This is a genomic window from Sporosarcina sp. FSL K6-1522 (genome assembly GCF_038622445.1).
Taxonomy (GTDB): Bacteria; Bacillota; Bacilli; order Bacillales_A; family Planococcaceae; genus Sporosarcina.
In genome coordinates this window covers 884,639-900,388 of record NZ_CP152019.1, presented here as the reverse complement: position 1 = coordinate 900,388, position 15,750 = coordinate 884,639, and the positions used below count along the sequence as shown (strand labels likewise).

General features: G+C 38.4%; 15 protein-coding genes. 7 read left to right on the top strand and 8 right to left on the bottom strand.

The genetic code is table 11. The annotated features are described in order from the left end of the window. Positions 1–36 precede the first annotated feature (36 nt). The 4 genes from MKY34_RS04335 to MKY34_RS04320 all read left to right on the top strand — a co-directional run bounded on the left by MKY34_RS04335 (position 37) and on the right by MKY34_RS04320 (position 2,039). On the top strand, positions 37–360 hold the full coding sequence (locus tag MKY34_RS04335; RefSeq protein ID WP_342513997.1) for a PadR family transcriptional regulator: 324 nt from the start codon (positions 37–39) through the stop codon (positions 358–360). Beyond that, complete coding sequence (locus tag MKY34_RS04330) at positions 347–946, top strand: DUF2812 domain-containing protein (RefSeq protein ID WP_342513996.1); 600 nt, start codon at positions 347–349, stop codon at positions 944–946. Before MKY34_RS04335 ends, MKY34_RS04330 begins: the two co-directional genes overlap by 14 nt. Positions 947–1,179: 233 nt before the next feature. Continuing rightward, positions 1,180–1,614: a VOC family protein gene (locus MKY34_RS04325; RefSeq protein WP_342515188.1), complete on the top strand. Its 435-nt coding sequence runs from the start codon at positions 1,180–1,182 to the stop codon at positions 1,612–1,614. Between the two features lie 26 nt (positions 1,615–1,640). Further along, the gene (locus MKY34_RS04320) at positions 1,641–2,039 is read left to right on the top strand and encodes a VOC family protein (protein ID WP_342513995.1); all 399 of its coding nucleotides are present in this window, start codon (positions 1,641–1,643) and stop codon (positions 2,037–2,039) included. Positions 2,040–2,207: 168 nt separating this feature from the next. On the opposite strand, the gene MKY34_RS04315 is transcribed toward MKY34_RS04320, so the two are convergent. The 6 genes from MKY34_RS04315 to MKY34_RS04290 form a co-directional block, all read right to left on the bottom strand. Further along, on the bottom strand, positions 2,208–2,813 hold the full coding sequence (locus MKY34_RS04315; protein ID WP_342513994.1) for a flavin reductase family protein: 606 nt from the start codon (positions 2,811–2,813) through the stop codon (positions 2,208–2,210). A gap of 18 nt (positions 2,814–2,831) precedes the next feature. Beyond that, entirely contained in the window at positions 2,832–3,770 is a 939-nt protein-coding gene (locus MKY34_RS04310) for a ring-cleaving dioxygenase (protein ID WP_342513993.1), read from the bottom strand. Between the two features lie 138 nt (positions 3,771–3,908). Then, positions 3,909–4,505, bottom strand: a complete 597-nt coding sequence (locus MKY34_RS04305; RefSeq protein ID WP_342513992.1) for an NADPH-dependent FMN reductase — start codon at positions 4,503–4,505, stop codon at positions 3,909–3,911. A 615-nt stretch (positions 4,506–5,120) separates the two neighbouring features. Beyond that, positions 5,121–5,969, bottom strand: a complete 849-nt coding sequence (locus MKY34_RS04300) for an IS3 family transposase (RefSeq protein ID WP_342513991.1) — start codon at positions 5,967–5,969, stop codon at positions 5,121–5,123. Between the two features lie 23 nt (positions 5,970–5,992). Then, positions 5,993–6,313, bottom strand: coding sequence for a transposase (locus MKY34_RS04295; RefSeq protein WP_342513203.1), 321 nt, complete (start codon positions 6,311–6,313; stop codon positions 5,993–5,995). Between the two features lie 813 nt (positions 6,314–7,126). Next, positions 7,127–8,854 (bottom strand): ABC transporter substrate-binding protein, encoded by a 1,728-nt coding sequence (locus MKY34_RS04290; RefSeq protein ID WP_342513990.1) that lies wholly within the window; start codon positions 8,852–8,854, stop codon positions 7,127–7,129. A gap of 135 nt (positions 8,855–8,989) precedes the next feature. Between MKY34_RS04290 and MKY34_RS04285 the strand changes: the two genes are divergently transcribed. Then, positions 8,990–10,261, top strand: a complete 1,272-nt coding sequence (locus tag MKY34_RS04285; protein ID WP_342513989.1) for an MFS transporter — start codon at positions 8,990–8,992, stop codon at positions 10,259–10,261. Positions 10,262–10,359: 98 nt separating this feature from the next. Continuing rightward, positions 10,360–11,031, top strand: a complete 672-nt coding sequence (locus MKY34_RS04280; RefSeq protein WP_342513988.1) for an O-methyltransferase — start codon at positions 10,360–10,362, stop codon at positions 11,029–11,031. A 519-nt stretch (positions 11,032–11,550) separates the two neighbouring features. On the opposite strand, the gene MKY34_RS04275 is transcribed toward MKY34_RS04280, so the two are convergent. Beyond that, positions 11,551–12,183 (bottom strand): type 1 glutamine amidotransferase family protein, encoded by a 633-nt coding sequence (locus tag MKY34_RS04275; RefSeq protein ID WP_342513987.1) that lies wholly within the window; start codon positions 12,181–12,183, stop codon positions 11,551–11,553. Positions 12,184–12,258: 75 nt separating this feature from the next. Beyond that, positions 12,259–13,221 (bottom strand): YafY family protein, encoded by a 963-nt coding sequence (locus tag MKY34_RS04270; protein WP_342513986.1) that lies wholly within the window; start codon positions 13,219–13,221, stop codon positions 12,259–12,261. Between the two features lie 351 nt (positions 13,222–13,572). Between MKY34_RS04270 and topB the strand changes: the two genes are divergently transcribed. Then, complete coding sequence (gene topB / locus MKY34_RS04265) at positions 13,573–15,735, top strand: DNA topoisomerase III (RefSeq protein ID WP_342513985.1); 2,163 nt, start codon at positions 13,573–13,575, stop codon at positions 15,733–15,735. Positions 15,736–15,750: the final 15 nt, after the last annotated feature.

Here is a 15,750-nt window from a genome sequence, read left to right as displayed (position 1 = left end):
TGACTGTATAGTCGGATGACAAGGGGGGATCATTACATGAGCAGACATAAGTTACTTCCCTTAACAGAAACAATGCATTATATGTTGTTGGCGTTAAGAGAGCCGTTGCATGGCTACGCAATTATGCAAAAGGTAGAAGTGATGAGCAAGGGGCAAGTGCGCATAGCTGCCGGCACATTGTATGGAGCCATCGAGAATTTATTGAAGTACAAGTGGATTGTACTCGTCCCTACTGATGATCCAAGAAGAAAAGTGTACAAGTTAACAAACGAAGGGCTTGCTATTTTACAGATTGAACAAGAACGTTTGAGCCACATTCTCTCACTTTATGAAGGAGGCGAGTATAATGAAGAAATTTAGGATGTTTATCGATGCACGAAAAGAGGAAAGATGGTTAAATACGATGATTCAAAATGGGTGGATATGCAAGAAGGTCAATTCATTTGGAATATATCATTTCGAAAAAACCAACATTCTTGAGCATGTCATCCGCCTTGATTCCCAAACGTTTAAGTCCACAGAAATGTATCAGCAATATATACAATTATACGAAGACTATGGCTGGCAGCATATAGGTGGTTCACGCTGTTCTTCGTCGCAATATTGGACCAAATCAACCAACGGGCTAAATGAGTTGTTCTCAGATACTGCATCTGAAAAAGCCTATTTGCAACGATTGATGAGTTACTACGGTAGTTTCACACTATCATTACTACTTTTCACATTTATCTTATTTAATAACACGGTCCAATATCCAAGTCTGAAATCAGCCTATTTCACACCCGGACTTTGGGATAAAGAGGGCATGAGCTTTTTAACCGCTTTTTTATTTGAAACACCACTTGCACTTTCAAGGTTTAGTATCCCTTGGTTTATGATTATTTGTAGCATAATATGTGCGATAGCGTATCTAAGGTACAAGAAAGAGTTAGAAAAAATAGCGTAACAAATTTCAAACAGGTGCCAGTCATTCGAATAAACATGTTTGTTTGGATAATTGGCACTCTATAATCATAATGTGCGTGTAACGAAAAAATTGTTAGTATTCAACTATGCCCCATTGACAAACGTATGTTCTACAATATAAAATGTGGTTATGGTAATAATAGTTGAGTGGTTGCTACCACTTGGAAATTGCTTAGCATTATATAAAAATTAGAACTAAGGAGTTGTTAAATGATGTCAATTAGTTTGAACCCGTATTTGATTTTTGACGGTAACACGAGAGAAGCGGTCCATTTTTATGAGAAAGCGCTTGGCGGAAAAGTGATAGGCATCATGACTTTCGGAGACATGCCGGAGGACCCGAATTATCCGTTGACGGATGACATGAAGAATCGCGTTATGCATGCACACTTGCAAGTTGGAGAGACGAATCTCATGTTCAGTGATACGTACGAAGGCATGCCTTATCAGTCAGGCAATGCGATTCAGATGGCCATCCATCCCACAGAAGAGGCTAGGGCTAGAGAAATCTTCGCCGCTTTGGAAGACGGTGGACAAGTCATTATGCCCCTTCAAAAGACAGATTGGAGCCCCTTGTATGGGCAAGTAAAGGATAAGTTCGGCATCACTTTCCAAGTGAATGTCCCAGGAGAGCAGCCACAGTATTAAAATACTAGAGAAAAGGATTGATTTTAATGGAAAAGATTACTCCATTCTTAATGTTTCAAGGTGGCAAGGCGGAAGAAGCGATGAATTATTACACATCACTCATCGAGGATTCAGAAATTACGAGCATCTCTCGCTACGGAGCAAATGAATCTGGAGATGAAGGAACAGTCATGCAAGCGACCTTTTCCTTAAAAGGACAAGAATTTATGTGCATTGATAGTAATCTGAAGCATGCATTTTCCTTTACCCCCTCGTTTTCCATCTATATCACTTGTGATTCCGAAAAGGAAATCGATCATCTTTATGAGAAGCTTATGACAGACGGACAAGCACTTATGCCGTTAGGTGATTACGGTTTTAGTCAGAAATTTGGCTGGATAAATGATCAGTTCGGTGTCTCATGGCAACTTAATCTTCCAAAATAAGTACAGTGAACGTGTACTGGTGATTTTGGGCTATATGACAAAAAGCATGTATTGATTTCCTTCCTAATCAGAAAATCGATACATGCTTTAAAAGCTTTTTCAAGGTTAATTTTAAAACTTACCTCTTCTATTCAAATGGGGGGACATAACTTTCAAGTATTGAGATGACTACTTAGGTCTTTCAATAGAAAAAATATCACCAATTGCCGCATAATCAGCGCCTGCTAAGCGACTAACCGCATTTAAGCTTCTAGGGTCAATTCTTCCATCTTCATAAATTACTTCATCCACATGAAACCGCACAACTTCTCCAATAAACAAATCACTACCTGGTCCTTCTCCACCTAGTGGAATTGCTTGGACAAGTCTGCATTCCATTCGAACTTTCGCTTCCTTCACGCCCGGTACAGATACATTTTCACTTTGTACAAGCGTAAGATTCGCCAACTCGATTTCACTTTCGGTTGCAGGTATAGAGGCTGCCGTTTCATTGATTTTGGCCACATTGTCTTCATCCACAATATGCACCACAAATTGACGATTACTATAAATATTTTGAGCAGTGTCTTTTAAGTGTTCGCTAGGTCTTTGGATAGCAAGTGAAACCATCGGTGGGTTTGATGAAACAATATTGAAGTAGCTAAAGGGTGCACCATTCACAATACCATCCTCAGATTGTGTCGTAACAAAGGCAATAGGTCTAGGAATGATAGAGCCAATGAGCAGTTTATAATTATCCCGTTCACTATTTTTTTGAGGATCAATGGAAATCAATTTCATCAGCTCCCTTATTTAATCAATTGGACGCACTTGAATTGGAATCAGCGAATTAACCAATTGCTCACGTTGTTGTTCATATTGAGCAGGTAACATCAAGCGAGTTCCCATTGTTTCAGCCGTTTCGTCATGTGCGAACCCTGGTGGATCTGTTGCGATTTCAAATAGGATTTCGCCAGCTTCACGGAAATACAGCGCATTGAAATAATTACGATCCTTCACTTCCGTTACATGTTGACCATGGTTCATGGCATGTTGTTGCCATTCAAGATGATCTGCGTCATCTTTTGCCCGCCATGCAATATGGTGAACGGTACCTACACCCATCAAGCCAGAAACACCCTTGACCATTTTTAAATCGATGATATTACCAATATCCGCTGGAGCTTTATAACGTGTATAATCTCCTTCAGTTCCAACCAATTCAAGCCCCATTACATTCGTTAATGTTTCAGCAGTCTCTTCAGGTCTACTTGAATAAAGTGTTGCACCACCGAATCCCTTAATAGCGACTTCTGGTGTTACGCCGCCAAATATCCAGTTATTTTGTTCACCTTCTGCACGTTCAACAAGTTCCAAGTGTAGGCCATGCGGATCATCAAATTGAATCACCTGTTCTCCAAAACGCTCTGCTTTCTTAAATGGAATCGCAAGTGTTGCAAGACGGTTGACCCAAAAACTTAATGCGCCAGTTGGGACTGCATACGTTGTCACGCCAACTTGTCCATCTCCAATTCGTCCTTGATAGGCATCTGCCCAAGGGAAAAATGTAATAATGGTGCCTGGCTTTCCTCCCCCATCTCCAAAATAGAGATGATAAGTGCCAGGATCATCAAAGTTAACGGTTTGTTTCACTAAACGTAAACCTAGTACTCCTGCATAAAAATCAATATTTTCCTGTGGATGACCAACGATTGCCGTAATATGGTGAATACCTGCTGTTTGTTTTGTCATTATGATTTCCTCCTCTTTTGAATGAGCTTCATAAATTCTGAGAAAAACCATCAATCTACTTAATAACGCTTTGCTCAAAATTTATTAACGTCACAAAATGTGCATAGGCACATTTTGTGACGCATAGAAATGCTAAAATTATTTACGTACTGTATTTAATGCAGTTGTCCAAGGAATCACTTGGTCTAGCATTTGATTTACTGAATCCGCCTGTACAGCAGCTGGTTTGAAGTCTGTACCATTTTCGAAGTCTGTAAATAATGATAGTGCCGGATGTACACGAACATGTGCGACAAGTAGTTCACTTAGAATACCACGTAAATGTTCTGTTGCACGAGCCCCGCCTACTGAGCCGTATGATACAATACCCGCTGCTTTGTTGTTCCACTCTTCACGTAAGTAATCTAATGCATTTTTTAGTGCTCCTGTAATAGAGTGATTGTATTCTTGAACGATGAATACGAATCCATCTTGTTCTGCAACAATTTCTGACCATGCTGCTGCACCTGATGCGTCTCCGCCTGCTTCGCCCAGAAGTGGCAATTTGTAATCTGCGATATCGATAATCGTGTAGTTTGCGTCCCCACGTTTATCTGCTAATTCTTTTACCCATGCCCCTACTTGGGGACTTACGCGTCCATCACGTGTTGATCCTAAAATAATCCCTATATTTGATTTCGTCATTGTCATTTCCTCCTCTTGTTGTTTTCCAAATAATTTATTAAAAAAAACCATTTTCTACTTTTCCTCCTCGCAAGTATCCTTTTCTACGAACAGTGGTAATCGACCTTATCAGCGACAAGACCTTCCCGACTGTTATTTTTCAGAACCAAAATATCTTGAATTCGAGATATATACCCAAAAAAAATTTTATATAGTATAAATTGAAACAAAGATTTCCTTCAACAGCGCTCGACGCTTGAGGATGCCTCCCGCAATAAGCCAGTTAAGCGCCTTCGCTGGAGATTAGATGAAAATCATAAGTTCAACATATGAAACAGCTTTCAACTTTCTTGAAACTAGTTCCGATTGTATCAACCGTCTATAACATCAAGTTTTAGCTATCTCGAATTAAACTATCTCGAATTCGAGATAAATATAACATAGGTACACGATAGCTGTCAATATTTTTTATCGACAGTTTGTATTATATCTCCATAAATTTATATGTACATAACTAGAAATACTTATCCTTATTCATATTTTTCAAGGTTATCCGATGATAATATAGTTTGCACTTAAATATGAAGATGCACATAAACAGATAGATAACCTGTGTTTATGTGCAATTTAAAATGTTTGGGTACCGGTGGTCGACCCCCTATTTTTTAGACAGCACATAATTGTGCATTAACTTGCTTTATTTTTGACGTTTAGAAAAGAGACCGGCGTTAAATAACCCAGTCGTTTTTGACTGCATTTTTCATTAAAGTATGTAATAAATTTAGATAGATCTTCAATCACCTGTTCGGCCGAATTTACCGAGAAAAGATGCGGGAATTCGGTCTTCAGGTGTGAAAAGAAACTTTCAATTACCGCATCATCCCAACAGTTTGCTTTTCGTGACATACTAGGGATAAACTCTAATTCTTTTGATAGCTTGTAATGATCGTAAGAACGATAGACACTTCCCTGATCCGAATGGATAATTACATTCTTCAAATCGGTTAAACCTCTCGTTTCCATCGCTGTGCGAATGGTCTCATCAATCAACGCAGTATTCGGGCTGTCACTGACGACAAACGCAATAATCTCGCGGTTATAAAGGTCCATAAGTGCTGAAATATAAAATTTCACGTTTTTGACGATTAGCTCGGACATATCCGTTACCCATCTGCGATTCGGTAGCGTGGCATTAAAATCGCGGTCAAGAAGGTTGGGGTATACATAGCCCGCACTTTTGGTTTTCTCTTCTTTTTTTGATTTCACACCCCGAATTCGGGACTTAAGATTCATTTCCTTCATTAGTCTCGCTACACGCTTATGGTTGACAATATGGTCTCGCGTACGCAGTTCTCCTGCGATGCGTTTTGCGCCATAAGTTCCGCCATTTTCGTTAAATAGATTTTGAATAGCAGCCATATCTTTCAGATCTCTTTCCGAGGATTCTTTCAGCGGCCGCTTTAGATAGGCATAATATCCGCTGCGAGAAACGCCAATTACATGACATAGCTGTTCAACTGTATAATCCTTTCTCAAGGCTGATACGGCTTCGTATCCTTTTACTTTTCGCTCTCCTTGAGAAAGGCGTGGAACTTTTTTAGGATTTCAATCTCTACTAACTGCTCGTTGTATTTCTTTTCAATTTTTTTCAGGCGTTCGAGCTCTGTTGCTTCATCTAGTAGGATCGCTTTAGGTGTTGGACGAAGTCCATTCTCTCCCTTTTCTCTATATATTTTCATCCAATTGGTAATGGAATTAATATGGATATCTAACTCGGAAGCAACGTCTTTTTTATGACGTCCTTTTTCCAATACTTCTTGAACGGCATATAATTTTTGTTCGAATGAAAGCTGTCTTTTTCGTTTTTTCTCATTCATCATTTTGTCGATCCCCCTCGAACAGGATTGTTATAAAATTATAACATGGCGTATGTCCATTATAAGGGGGTCGACCACAGGCACCCAAACAAACACGTTAGTTCAAATTAACATGTCTGTTCAAACTTTCACACTTCATAAGTGACTCCATTAAAGAAGTACACACTTATTCCCCAGCTTACTTCCCCTATTATCAGATCTCATTAGAAAACCTCCCTCATTTATGCGATAATAGCAGAACTAGCGTTTCTATTATCGAAACCAAAGAGGTGTTGTTATGAAAACAGTTATCCTATTATGTGGATGATTAAGGTCAATCAACGTTCAAGTTTAATAGAAAAGCGTTGAATCCTTTATCAGGCAAGAAAAGTAGACCATATTTACGTTAGACTTTTTAATAAAAATAGTCGAACATGAAAAGTCCGCTTCAGCAAAAAAAGCTAGTTGGAAAAAGATCCTTCGGCGCTCATTTTTCATAAAAAGATATTAATTTTTTAGTTACAATAAAAAAAGTTACTTTTAGATTTGACCCTTACGCAACGTAATGATTTATAGTGAAGTTACCAATAAGAAGAAAGGAACCAGTTTTAAGTGATAAAGTAATTGGTTTGCTAAGGATTAGTATAGAAGGAACCCATTTTGATTAATATTTGTTCAAAATGGGTTCTTTACGTTTGCAGCTAATTCAATCTAAGCAGGAACTTTTTGTTCAAACTTTATTCCAAACCAACAGTTCGCGGCAGTATCTGTGCAAAGCAAGGCATGTAGGGGAGGAACTCATCAGTCTCATGTCAATTTCTTCTGTATGTACAGCCATTACTTAATCCAAAGCTTCCTAAAATCTACATAGCCAAACGATTCAAATTGAATATCCTTAATCATTGGATGGAAAGTTCGATTTTTAATAGGATGATATAAATATAAAAACAATGTCTCTTGGTGAATAAAACGTTCAGCCTCGTCGATCCAAGCTTCCCTGGTCTTCCAGTCTGTTGCTTGCTTTATTTTTTCAAAATATACATTTAAATTTTCCAAGTAAGTCTCCGATAAGAAGCGATTAAAGATTAGAGCCTTGTTTAAAAAGGCACCCAAAAAAGATAAGTGATGATCCGTTGAAGCAACCTCACCCATGAATAATAAATCTGCTTCTTCAAGCGAAGGGTCATAGTATTCCGTCAATGTGTAGGTTTTAATCTCTAATCGCAGCCCGACTTTGCTCGCTTCTTGTTTGAACCACTCACCTTCTTCGATGGAGTTTTGTCTTTCTAACGTATAGACGTGAATCAATTCTCCTTGATATCCTGCTTCTTCTAGTAATAATTTAACACGATGAAAATCTTTTTGTTGGTGTTTAGACTTCCAAAAAAAGTAACTGGATGCTACTTGTAGATTACTCCGTCCTAAATCAGCCCATAGTTTCTTTATATCCATGAGATGATAAATTGCTTTCCGAAACGATGCCTGATGAACAATAGTATTGCGATTAAAATTGAACGCTAAAAAGCGAAAACCTACTTCAATATCTTGTTTATGTTGGTAGACTGTATTTATTTCGTTATGATGATCTACTTCATACATGGTTGAATGGGTTGTTTCAATTGGTACACGATACATTTCAATTTCATCTAATAATGATCTAGTAAGAAAGTAATTGTCAAATGCTTGGAGAATTAGTAAGGTATCAGTCCGTTTCTTAATCTGAAAAGGACCTGTTCCGATCCATTTATTTTCGTCAAATGGTTCATTTTTTGGCAAGATGACAAGGTTATGAGAACTAAGAAATCTTGGGAACAATGCATTTGGTCTGCCTAGCTTGAAACGAATAGTGAAGGGAGAAAGACATTCTATTTGTTCGATATCCTCCACAAGCCAAAAATGGGATGATGAACTTGTCCGAAATCGTTTGAACGTATAGCTTACATCCTCACTCGTCAATACTTGCTGATTATGGAAGCGGACTCCTTTTCTTAAGTAAAAGGTCCAAATTCTCCCATCATTGCTACTTTCCCAGTAGTGTGCTAGATGGGGCTTCAGTAAATCATGTTCTTGATCATAGGTTATGAGTGTATCCCCGAGTTGATGAATGATAAATGTCTCAAGGGTAATGGAGGCATATAATGGATCAAGAGTCGTTAATTCCCTAGTCAGGGCAGTTCGTAACACATCCCTTGGTTGTTCGGATGAATGAATGCCAAATAGACTTTGAACTTCTTTCGAGACATTGGCTATCCACGTTCTCGGAATAGGAAGTTGCAATAATAAAATAACATCTTCTAATTGATCGCATTGTACAAGGTGCCGAACGGCATCCTCTATTTCTTGCTGGAAAGGGCGGTGAAACATAATGCATGATGGATTCCCCCTCCCTTTGCCGGGAGTATAGATCAGTTTCCCTTCCTCCGCAAATTGTTTAAGCCTACGTTTAACGCTTTTTTGTGTACAAAACCACAAACTCCCCAACTCGTTAAGTTTAAATTCAGCAGTCAGCTGTTCTTCTCTTGGATATAAAAAAGTCCTCATTTGAAAATAGTTATGATTCTTCATATACATTCTCCTGGCATCTATTGCAAAGCAAATATTCTATATTTTTTTCGGATGGTAAAAGGGGACAAATGTGATCACATTATACCCTTTTTTTCCGCTTTTGAACAAAGGATAATGAATGTGGAGGTGGAAATTTTGTTCAAAGATCTACATCGTAATATTAAAATAAGAATCTATACATCTTTTTTGAGCCGGGTTGTTGGTTCAATGGTCTTTCCGTTTATGGCCATTTATTTCGCTAAGGAATTGAATGTTGTCTATGCAGGGATCCTTCTACTGATTCAAGTGATCGTTCAATTTATCGCAGGCTTATACGGAGGTTACTTAGCCGATTCAATGGGCAGAAAAAAAATGATGGTTATCGGGGAATGGATGAAAGTGCTGGCATTTGCGGGCATGATTTTAGCCAACTCACCGTTGTTCACTTCTGCATGGATTACATTTTTAATGCTGTTGGCCATGAGTATCTCTTCTGGCTTCATTAATCCTGCAGCTGAAGCAATGTTGATTGATGTCAGCACAAAAGAAAACAGAGCATTGATGTATTCCATTAATTATTGGGCTGTGAATCTATCCATTATGCTCGGTTTAATTATTGGCGGTTGGTTTTTCGAAACACACTTTTTTGAGCTGTTAATTTCATTAATGCTCATTTCTTTTGTGACATTATGGATGACAAAGGCGTTAATCCAAGAAACTTATATCGCTGCACCTGCCAAGGAAGTAGAGAAATCATTTGGGCTGAAACCGATTATCCAAAGCTATCAATCCGTCATTCGCGATATGCCCTTTGTGCTGTTTACACTAGGAGGTATTGCCATCCTTTCGATCGAATTCCAACGTAACAATTTCATCGCAATAAGATTGGAAGACGAAATTCACACACGAGTCATCCCGTTATTGGGGGGGACGAATATCACATTGAATGGAGTAAAGCTATTAAGTTTATTAACGGTGGAAAATACCTTGATAATTGTATTATTTACTACCCTCTTTACAAAATGGCTAAAAACCAAGTCTGAACAAGCAATAATGTATTCAGGATTTTTATTATTCGGGTTAGGCTACTCGGTCCTAGCTTTCTCAAATAATCCAGCTATTCTGTTTGCTGCTGTTGCTGTGCTTTCAATCGGTGAATTGATGTACGTGCCTACAAGGCAATCCTTACTTGCTGAAATTGTGGACGACTCTCGCCGAGGGGTTTACATGGCTTTTAATGGATTTGTTTTTCAGATTGGGAAAATATTTGGTGTTCTCGGAATTATGGCAGGGGAAATTTTGAATGGAATCGGAATGGGGATTCTGTATGTTTTATTCGCTTTTCTTGGAATGGTCTTTACTCGAATGGCTATCATGAAGCGTGATCGAAAAAAACAAGTGATATTAACTTCTAATATGGAAGCCTAGAATAAATTATTTTGTACAATTCTAAAAATAAGTAAAGTTTTTGGGAATGAAACACGCTTATTGTTAAGTAAAAAATATTGATTATCGAGGAGAAAAATATGAATATATCTGAGAGATGGAATGATGTAGATCTTTATTTTAGCGCTAAACTTCACACGTCAGATCCTATTATGGATCTGATCTTGAAAACAAATTCAGAGGCGGGTTTGCCTGCTATTGATGTCGCTCCAAATCAAGGTAAATTCCTTTATTTACTTGCAAAGCTTAAAGAAGCAAAAAATATTTTAGAAATTGGGACTCTTGGCGGCTATAGTAGTGTTTGGCTTGGACGTGCATTACCAGATGATGGGCACCTAATCACACTTGAATTTGATGACAAGCATGCAAAAGTGGCTAAAGAAAACGTAAGAAAGGCGGGATTAGAAAAGAAAATTGAAGTAATTGTAGGACCAGCACTCGAAACATTGCCGACCCTTAAAGAAAAAGGATTTTCTAACTTTGATTTCATCTTTATTGATGCTGATAAACCAAACAACCCTCAATATTTGAAATGGGCATTAGAACTTTCCAGACCAGGAACAGTTATCATTGGGGATAATGTGGTTCGCAATGGACATATCATTGATGATTGCGACGATTTAAGTGTGCAGGGTGTTCGTCAATTTATCGATTTATTATCTGAAGAATCGCGTATTGATTCGACAGCTATTCAAACGGTAGGGAGCAAAGGATATGATGGATTTGTTCTAGGAATTGTAAAAAATGCATGAGAATATCTCCTACTAAGGAACATGTTTTATAAGGAACTTGAGCCCCCTTGTTCAACGGGAGCTTTAATGAAGAAAACTCACAGTAATGATCAAACTTTTTTATAAAAAATTAATTCAACTGAAAGTATAAAGAACGTGTTTTAATTAATCTTTTTTTCAAAACACGTTCTATCTTTTTGTTCGTTTATCAAGGTATTTAGCATCATTTTAATCAAACTTTATTACAAACCAACAAGTATGAGAACTTGCAAAGTTAACAGGATTAACAGTAAATATCAATAGTAAAGTGGAGAAAATATTATGACAGCAACCTCTTTACTTTGACTACATGTCTTCAGAGTTGTCATAATTAAATCATTTATTTTATGACAACAGGTAAAAAGAACGAGAGATCAAGTTGCATTTATACTGCTTTTTAAGGTCTTTATTTTAAGTTATATACAAAAACCATGCTTTGACATCGTCTAAAGCATGGTAACTATTTAAACTAATATCAAACTGCTAAGTTGATTTTTTAGTTCATCTACTTATTGAATTCATTAACTGGAAGAAGTATTCAGGTTTATGAGTCTTATTTAGATTATACCATGAATGCAATGTATCTGGTTCAAATACATCTAATTTCTTCATTACTTCCATTGCAAATTCCAGAGGTGCTACTCCTGATGCAGTAATCAAATTCTCACCAGACACTGCAGGTTCCATCTCATAAAATTTTTCTCCCTTATAATTAGGACAGACCATTTTAATATACTCCAAGTCATTGCTTGTATGCTTTCTAGAATCGAGATATCCAACATTCGCTAGTCCCTCAGTTGCACCACAAATTGCAGCAACAATTGTGCCAAGCTTTAAAGCCTCGCCAATTTTTCTCAAAATAGGTTGATGAATAACTTCTCCCCAAGTATTCCCTCCAGGTAAAATTATAAGATCTGTGCCCTCAAGAATACACTCATCAAGGGAAATATCTGGTTTTATGCTCAGTCCTCCCATTGTAGTAATGATTTCTTTATTAGCTCCTACTGTAATTACTTTTAAAGGTGCTAAATCTTTTTTGAAATATCTTCCTGAGTTTAGTTCAGCAATTAAATATCCATATTCCCAGTCCGACATTGTATTAAATACATAAAGAAAAACTTTTTTTGTTTGCATCCAATAACACTCCAATCACATTTAATATAGCCAAATATAACATAACTTCCCTGACACCTAGCGTCAGGGAAGTTATCAAATTTGATGAAATTCTATTAAATCCGACAAAACTTCAACCAGCCTCTTCTTAAGACTGATTGGCTCAATAACTTTAATAGATTTATTGTACGGTAAAAGTAAATAAGGTACATATGTATGTATCACATCTTTTTCAAGAAGAAAAACTGCTTGATTTGAAGTCCGTTCTTGTAAATAATGTTCTAAAAACCAATGTTGGCAAATATCACCCAATGCCCTTTTATCTCCACTAATCACTAAAGAAATAATCCCTTCCTTATCTTCCATAGTTGGAACAAGGTTTTTCATAAAAAAGTCACGTGCTGAAAAATTTTCTGGCCGGTTAAACTTATTTTCGGTTAGCGTTAGACTTTCAATTCGATCTACCCTAAAACTACGGATATCATTCCTAAGATGACAAAATCCAATCACATACCACTTATTATTCCAATAGATAATTCTGTACAGATCCACCAATCTATACTTTGATTGCTCTTCGCCACTTTTATGGTATAGAATTTTTACAGAGTATCCGTCTGCTACAGCCTGCTCCAACTCATTCAAAAAAGGTTCCATATCGAGGGAACTTAATCGACTTATTACTTCAAGACTGGTTAAATGTTGAGTTATCTTTGTTTCCTGCTCTTGATTCGAATGTTTTCTTAGCTTTGAAATAGCCTTATTTAGTGCTTCACCTCCATAATACCCGGCTTCTTCTGCAAAAATAGCAGCGTGAAATAGCGAGGTTTTCTCCTCAAAATCAAAAAAAAGAGGAGCTTCAATACAATTGTTCAACAAAGTGTATCCACCGTTATGTCCTGCGTCTGAAATTATAGGTACACCACTTATTGAAAGTGTATCAATATAACGATACACAGTCCTTATATTCATCTCTAACCTTTCCGAAATTTGTTTTGCAGTAATCTTTTCACCTGAACTAAGCATCCACAGAATTGCTAGTAAATTATCAGTTTTAGCCATAGAAATCCGCCCCTATATGGAATTTATTATCCACTATATAAGTTTATGTCCTTTGAGTCAATTTCATAATCAACTCAGCTAGGTGACTGGTACCATGAAAAACAGTTCACCACATTTATTCATAAAATACATATTCCCTACCCCATCGGCTTTATTTATTATTCTCTGTACTTTCCTCCCCAAGTAACTCGAATTAGAAAACCGCTGTAAGAAACGAGATAGGAATATTTATTTTTCAATATAAACTCTAGAACACCTTCCCCTAACTATGCATTTGGAAACCACCTCCGTATATGCGATAATTCAACTATAAGAACTACTGTTTCATCTCAAAAGAAATGAGGTGTGGTCATGAAACCAGTAATACTTGCTGAAAAACCATCCCAAGCCAAAGCCTACGCTGAAGCTTTTACCGTGAAAAGCCGACAAAAAACACATATTGAGTTAGCGCAAAGCCAGCTGTTTCCACATGGCGCCATCATCACATGGGGCATCGGCCATCTTGTGGAGTTAAAAGAACCGAAAGCGTATGACAAAAAGTGGACGCGCTGGACGCTTAATAGTTTACCGATTTTACCGGAGCGCTACGAATTTCAAGTTGCCAAGGGAAAGTATGCGCAGTTTCAGGCTGTGAAGAAGTTCATACTTGCTGCAGACGTCGTCATTAATGCCTGTGACGTGGATCGCGAAGGATCGAATATCTTCTATAGTATTTACAACCAAACAGGTGCGAGAGGACAAACGATCAAACGACTGTGGATCAATTCGCTTGAAGTCGATGAAGTACGCAAGGGTTTTTCGAATCTGCATGATAACCGCAAAGATTTACTAATGTATGAGGAAGCGAAAGCCCGCCAGATTAGCGATTGGATTGTGGGGATGAACGGCTCTCGACTTTATTCACTGCTTCTGAAGGAACGTGGCGTTAAAGATGTCTTTTCGATTGGACGCGTTCAATCGCCAACAGTTTACTTAATTTATCAACGTCAAAGAGAAATTGAGACATTTGTTTCTGAACCGTTTTTTGAAATTGAAGGGACTTTTACGGCTGCTAATGGAACATATAAAGGAAAAGCGAAGGCCAAGGAACCGAAGCGGGAAAATATTCGGGAGCTGCTGGCGAAGCATAATATCCATCCGAAATCACCTGGGACGATTACCTCTGTAGAAAAAATCGATAAACGTACACCGCCGCCACAGTTGCATTCCCTATCAACGCTACAAGCGACAGCGAACCGTTTATGGAAAACGAGTCCTGCAGATGTCTTGAAAATCATGCAAGGGTTATATGAAAAGAAGATTGTCACGTATCCACGGACGGATTCTCGCCATATTACGCCAAGTGAATTCACCTATCTAGCAGATCAGGTCAGTGAATACCAACAGCTCATCAATCATCCCTTCCCTGTCGAGTCACTCGCACCGAAAAAGCGTTATGTCGACAGTTCGAAGGTTCAGGAACACTATGCTATCATTCCGACGAAAAAAATCCCGTCACAAGCGGTGCTTGGCAGGTTGTCGAATATTGAGCGTAACTTATACGAGGAGGTCGTTCGCACGACACTCGCCATGTTCCATACCGACTATCTGTATACGGAAACGAAAGTAACGACGGACGTCAATGGACTCCCCTTCTTCACAGTTGGTAAGACTGAACGAGATAAAGGATGGAAAGCGTTATTCGTTCGTTCATCTGCCAAAGAACAAGACAAGGACGAGCCTTCATTGCCCCCACTCATGCTACATGAACCCGTTGATAGTGACATTGGCATTAAAGAAGGCAAAACGATGCCGCCTAAACCATATACGGAAGGTCAGCTCATCGCTATGATGAAAACTTGTGGGAAGCTCGTTGGGGATAAAGAAGAAACGGAAATCCTAAAAGAAGTCGAAGGACTCGGTACAGAAGCAACGCGAAGCGGCATCATCGAAACGATCAAACGCCATGGCTATATTAATGTAACAAAAAACATCGTATCCATTACCGATAAAGGGCGTATTCTCAGTCAAGCCATTGAAGGAAACTTGCTCGCAAGCCCATCAATGACTGCCAAATGGGAAGCGTATTTACGTAAAATCGGCAATGGCGAAGGAACGCAGGAGCGTTTTCTCGGCAGCATCGCCAAGTTCATCCATAGCCTATTGGAAGAAGTACCGAGCCAATTAAACGCCAAGCCAATCGATGCCAAACTCGCCGCCAATGTAGTTGGCAAGGCAACTACTCGACGAACATCCTATAAAGCGGTGGAAGTTGCCCCATGCCCTGCATGTAAAGGAGGCACGATTATCGCGCGCAAAGATTTCTACGGCTGCAGTGCTTATAAGAGTGGCTGCAAGCAAACATTCCCCGGTATCTTTTTAAAGAAAAAGCTTACACCTAGTCAGGTTAAGTTACTCTGCACAAAAGGAAAAACAAATGTCATTAAAGGCTTTACCGCAAATAATGGACAGAAATTCGATGCACGGCTGGCGCTTGTCAATGGCAAGATTAACTTGGATTTTATAGAGAAATAAGAATTAAGGAGAGGC

Bases quoted from the DNA above. Each gene is read 5' to 3' on its own strand.
- MKY34_RS04310 (WP_342513993.1), bottom strand. From the start codon at position 3,770: ATGACAAAACAAACAGCAGGTATTCACCATATTACGGCAATCGTTGGT.
- MKY34_RS04335 (WP_342513997.1), top strand. From the start codon at position 37: ATGAGCAGACATAAGTTACTTCCCTTAACAGAAACAATGCATTATATG.
- MKY34_RS04305 (WP_342513992.1), bottom strand. From the start codon at position 4,505: ATGGTTTTTTTTAATAAATTATTTGGAAAACAACAAGAGGAGGAAATG.
- MKY34_RS04275 (WP_342513987.1), bottom strand. From the start codon at position 12,183: ATGCAAACAAAAAAAGTTTTTCTTTATGTATTTAATACAATGTCGGAC.
- MKY34_RS04320 (WP_342513995.1), top strand. From the start codon at position 1,641: ATGGAAAAGATTACTCCATTCTTAATGTTTCAAGGTGGCAAGGCGGAA.
- MKY34_RS04270 (WP_342513986.1), bottom strand. From the start codon at position 13,221: ATGGCTAAAACTGATAATTTACTAGCAATTCTGTGGATGCTTAGTTCA.
- MKY34_RS04290 (WP_342513990.1), bottom strand. From the start codon at position 8,854: ATGAAGAATCATAACTATTTTCAAATGAGGACTTTTTTATATCCAAGA.
- MKY34_RS04295 (WP_342513203.1), bottom strand. From the start codon at position 6,313: ATGATGAATGAGAAAAAACGAAAAAGACAGCTTTCATTCGAACAAAAA.
- MKY34_RS04280 (WP_342513988.1), top strand. From the start codon at position 10,360: ATGAATATATCTGAGAGATGGAATGATGTAGATCTTTATTTTAGCGCT.
- MKY34_RS04330 (WP_342513996.1), top strand. From the start codon at position 347: ATGAAGAAATTTAGGATGTTTATCGATGCACGAAAAGAGGAAAGATGG.
- MKY34_RS04325 (WP_342515188.1), top strand. From the start codon at position 1,180: ATGTCAATTAGTTTGAACCCGTATTTGATTTTTGACGGTAACACGAGA.
- topB (WP_342513985.1), top strand. From the start codon at position 13,573: ATGAAACCAGTAATACTTGCTGAAAAACCATCCCAAGCCAAAGCCTAC.